This is a genomic window from Helicobacter sp. UBA3407 (assembly GCF_949747025.1).
Classification (GTDB): domain Bacteria; phylum Campylobacterota; class Campylobacteria; order Campylobacterales; family Helicobacteraceae; genus Helicobacter_D; species Helicobacter_D ganmani.
Genome location: NZ_CATKCB010000199.1, coordinates 1 through 4,426 on the forward strand (window position 1 = coordinate 1; position 4,426 = coordinate 4,426).

Here is a 4,426-nt window from a genome sequence, read left to right on the forward strand (position 1 = left end):
CCAAAAATTGCACATATGATGAGTTTAGAGGGACTTAATGAATGGGTTTTGTGTGATGAAAACGCATTGAAAGGATATGAAGAGATTGCTCAAGCAATGAAAGAGCAAACATTAATAGAAAGCAAAGAATTTTAAGATAGTTTAGGAAAGCAATAACTTTAATAAAAGCTAAAATTAAAGAAAATTTTAATAAAATGCTAACCTTTTATTTATCAAATTTCACACACGCTAATCCTAAGTTTAGGTTGCGCTTGATAGCGTTGAAGGAGCGTGGAGGGAAAACCAAAACAACAAATAGGAGAACACTATGGTAACAATGAAAGACCTTTTAGAATGTGGTGTGCATTTTGGACACCAAACAAGACGTTGGAATCCAAAGATGAAAAAATACATTTTTGGTGTGCGCAAAAATATTCATATTATTGATTTGCAAAAAACTTTGCGTTATTTTCGCTACACTTACAATATTGTGCGCGACGCGGCAGCGGAGGGCAAAGTGGTAATGTTTGTTGGGACGAAAAAACAAGCAAGCGAAACACTCAAACAATATGCGGATAGCATCAATGCTCCTTATGTGAATTATCGTTGGCTAGGTGGAATGCTTACAAACTTCTCTACCATTAAAAAGTCTATCCGTAAGCTTGAAATTATTGAGGAAATGGAAGCTAGCGGGCAAATTGACTTGCTAACGAAAAAAGAAAAACTGATGATTCAGCGCAAAAAAGAGAAATTAGCGCGTTATTTGGGCGGTGTGAGACATCTTAAAAAAGCTCCTGATATGATTTTTGTGATTGACGCGGCAAAAGAAAAAATTGCAGTCGCAGAAGCAAGAAGATTAGGGATTCCTGTCGTTGCGCCACTAGATACAAACTGCGACCCCGATATGGTGGATTATCCAATCCCGGGTAATGATGATGCAATTCGTTCTATTCAGCTATTCTGTAAAGAAATGGCAGAGGCTATTACAGAAGGGCGTGCAATTGCTGGTGGTGAAGCACCGACACAAGAAGTAGCAGAGCCAGCAAGTGAGGAGGAAAAACAAGAGGTGATTGAGGAAGCAATGAGCGAAGAAGATTTCGCCAAGAGTGTAGAAGCAGAATAAGGAGAGGCAATGGCAGAGATTAGTGCGCAGCTTGTAAAACAACTTCGCGATAGGACAGACGCGGGAATGATGGATTGTAAAAAAGCTCTTGTAGAAGTGGGCGGTGATTTAGAAAAAGCCGTAGAATATTTGAGGGAAAAAGGGCTTAGTAAAGCAGCAAAAAAAGCTGACAGAGTAGCGGCAGAGGGAAGTATTGCTATTAAAGTATCTCCTGATTTCAAAAAGGTAAGTATGGCAGAGATTAACTCTGAAACAGACTTTGTGGCTAAGAATGACGGCTTCAAAGAATTGAGCGCAAAAACAATCGCAATGGTGCAAGATTCTGATGTCTCCAATGTAGAGGAACTTCACACGCTTAACTTTGAGGGAGCGAAATTTGAAGAATACCTAAAGTCTCAAATTGCAAAAATCGGTGAAAATATCGTTGTGCGCAGAATCGCGAAAGTTGAAGCAAAAGGAGGTGGAATCGTCAATGCATATGTGCATTCTAATGGGCGCGTGGGCGTTATTATTGCATTAAAATGCCAAAATGAAGCAAATGCGGCTAAATTGTCGGATTTTACGAAGAGTCTTTGTATGCACGCTGCGGCGATGAAACCACAAGTGATTTCTTACCATTCTTTTGATTTGGACTTTATTAAAAGCGAGAAAACAGCGATTATTGCGGAGCTAGAAAAAGAAAATGAAGAGCTAAAAAGACTTGGCAAGCCTTTGCATAAGATTCCAGAATATATTAGTCAGCTAGAATTAACTGATGAAATCTTAAAACAACAAGAGGAAAAATTAAAGGCAGAATTAAAAGCACAAGGCAAACCAGAGCAAATTTGGGATAAAATTTTGCCCGGACAATTAGAAAGATTCAAGGCAGATTCTACGATTTTAGACCAAAGGCTTACACTATTGGGGCAGTTCTTTGTAATGGACGATAAGAAAACAATTGCACAAGTATTGGGGGATAAATCTAAAGAACTCGGGGATTCTATTGAAGTCGTGGAATATGTGCGTTTTGAGCTTGGCGAGGGAATCACAAAACAAGCTTGTAGCTTCGCAGATGAAGTTGCAGCACAATTAGGCTAATTTGGGGAGCTCTGCTTGGCTTCTCTTGTAGCTGAAAACCTTTCTTTTGGCTATGATTCTCCTATTTTAGAAAATGTAACTTTCAGCTTAAATGCAGGTGAAACACTCTCTATTATGGGTGTAAGTGGGAGTGGCAAAAGCACGCTCTTGCACATTCTTTCTAGTTTTTTAAAGCCTCAAAGTGGTGTTGTGAAGCTTTTGGGCAAGGATATTTATCAACTTCCCCAAAGTGAATTACTTGCCCTAAGACGTAATGAAATTGGAATCATTTTTCAATCGCATTATTTATTTTTGGGATTCAGCGCAGAAGAAAACTTGGAAGTTGCTTCTTTGTTGAGTAATCAAAAGATTGACCACGAGCTTTTAAGTTTGTTTGGAATTTTAGAAACTTTGCCATTAAATGTCAGCGCATTGAGCGGAGGGCAGCAGCAGAGGCTATCCATTGCTAGGATTTTGACTAAAAGACCTAAAATCATCTTTGCTGATGAACCAACCGGAAATTTGGATAGGGAAACGGCTTTTGGCGTAATGGAGCTTTTGTTTGATTATGTGAGATTGACACAATCGTTGCTTGTATTTGTTACGCACGACCCAATTCTTGCAAGGAAAGCTTTACATTCTTATCGTTTGGAACACGCTTCTCTTAAATCTCTTGAATAAAATCTCCTTTTCCTATTTAAGAGTTGAAAAAGTTTTAAGTTATGGAACTCCTAGCCTATCTTACTGAAGGGAATGTCGCAAACTTTCTACTCTTGCTGTTACGATTTGCCGGGATTATCGCCTTTTTTCCTTTTTTTGAAAATCAAATGATTAATAATTCCATTAAAGGCGCATTGATTTTTTGGCTTACGATTCTTTTTGTCCCTCTTTTAGATGTTGTGCCACCAGCAAATTGGACGATTTTGCGCTTCATCGTTGCGGGACTTTCTGAAATTATGTTGGGATTTCTCGCATCTATGGCATTGCAAATTGTTTTCGGTATGATTTCTTTTGGTGGAGAATTGATTTCGTTTGCAATGGGATTGACGATTGCAAATGCTTATGACCCTATTACGGGAGCGCAAAAACCAATTGTAGGGCAACTGCTTACACTTCTTGCTTTGCTGATTGCACTAGGGCTTGATTATCATCATTTGTTCTTTTATTTTGTTGCGCAGAGCATTCAAGAGATTCCATTGGGTGGTTTTCTTTTTACTCAAAATTATATTGAATATATTGTGAAGTCTTTTGCAAGTCTTTTTGTTGTAGGGCTTACAATGTCCTTTCCGATTATTGCTTTGATTTTGCTATCAGATATTATTTTTGGTATGATTATGAAAGCCCATCCGCAATTCAATTTGCTAGCAATCGGATTTCCTGTCAAAATTGCAGTCGCTTTTGCGGTGTTGGTTGTGATTGTTCCGGCGATTATGTTGCATTTTAAGCGCGAATTTTTAAGTGCATTTGACGCACTCACTCTTTTATTTCAAGCGGGTTTTTAGCCTGATATTTTGCAAGACTCTTTGCGGGTTTTGATTTTTTGTGGAATCTTACAGAATCCAAACGCACAAAAAGTTAATTAATTTTTTTCTAAAATTCTAATGTGTTATAATCGTTTTTCAAAATCAAAAACTTGAGGATTTTCTATGCAAAAAGCTACTGCTTATCAAGGTTTTGCAAAAGCGAGGTTGATTGTTATTTTGGCTTTTATGTCTAGCCTTGCTCCTCTTTCTACGGATATGTATTTGCCCGCACTTGGAGAGGTTCAGAGAAGTTTCGCGACTACACCTTTTTATGCGCAACTTTCTTTGGCTATTTTTTTCATCGCTTTTGCGTTTGGGCAGTTAATCTATGGACCTTTGAGTGATGTTTATGGCAGGAAAAAGCCCCTGTATATTGGAATCGCACTTTTTATTGTCGCAAGCTTTGCGTGCATTAGCTTTGATTCTGTGGATAGTTTTATTTTTTGGCGTTTTTTGCAAGCACTTGGTGGCTGTGCTGGAGTGGTGATTGCGCGTGCAATTATCAATGATAATTTTGCGTTAAAAGAAGCGGCAAGTGCGTTTGCTTTAATGATGGTTGTTTCTAGTTTAGCTCCTATGCTTGCCCCTGTGTTTGGGGGATTTTTGTTGGATTTCTTTTCGTGGAAAAGTATTTTTGCGACACTTTTTGCGCTTGGGATTCTACTTTTTGTTTTGATTATCTTTGGAATCCAAGAGAAAGAATCTGTGCAGAGAGTCAAGCCAGAGTTTAAAGTTGTTTTAGTGA

General features: G+C 38.3%; 5 protein-coding genes. All 5 read left to right on the forward strand.

The window, feature by feature from the left end; all coding sequences use genetic code 11:
- The first annotated feature begins 307 nt into the window (after positions 1-307).
- Positions 308-1,102: a 30S ribosomal protein S2 gene (rpsB, locus tag Q1553_RS07265; RefSeq protein WP_115551432.1), complete on the forward strand. Its 795-nt coding sequence runs from the start codon at positions 308-310 to the stop codon at positions 1,100-1,102.
- A gap of 9 nt (positions 1,103-1,111) precedes the next feature.
- Complete coding sequence (tsf, locus tag Q1553_RS07270) at positions 1,112-2,179, forward strand: translation elongation factor Ts (RefSeq protein WP_115551431.1); 1,068 nt, start codon at positions 1,112-1,114, stop codon at positions 2,177-2,179.
- 15 nt (positions 2,180-2,194) lie between these two features.
- Positions 2,195-2,839: an ATP-binding cassette domain-containing protein gene (locus Q1553_RS07275; protein ID WP_297571379.1), complete on the forward strand. Its 645-nt coding sequence runs from the start codon at positions 2,195-2,197 to the stop codon at positions 2,837-2,839.
- Between the two features lie 41 nt (positions 2,840-2,880).
- Complete coding sequence (gene fliR / locus Q1553_RS07280; protein WP_115551429.1) at positions 2,881-3,660, forward strand: flagellar biosynthetic protein FliR; 780 nt, start codon at positions 2,881-2,883, stop codon at positions 3,658-3,660.
- 144 nt (positions 3,661-3,804) lie between these two features.
- Positions 3,805-4,426 (forward strand): MFS transporter (locus Q1553_RS07285; protein ID WP_300842865.1); only part of this gene is annotated, 622 nt, incomplete at its 3' end.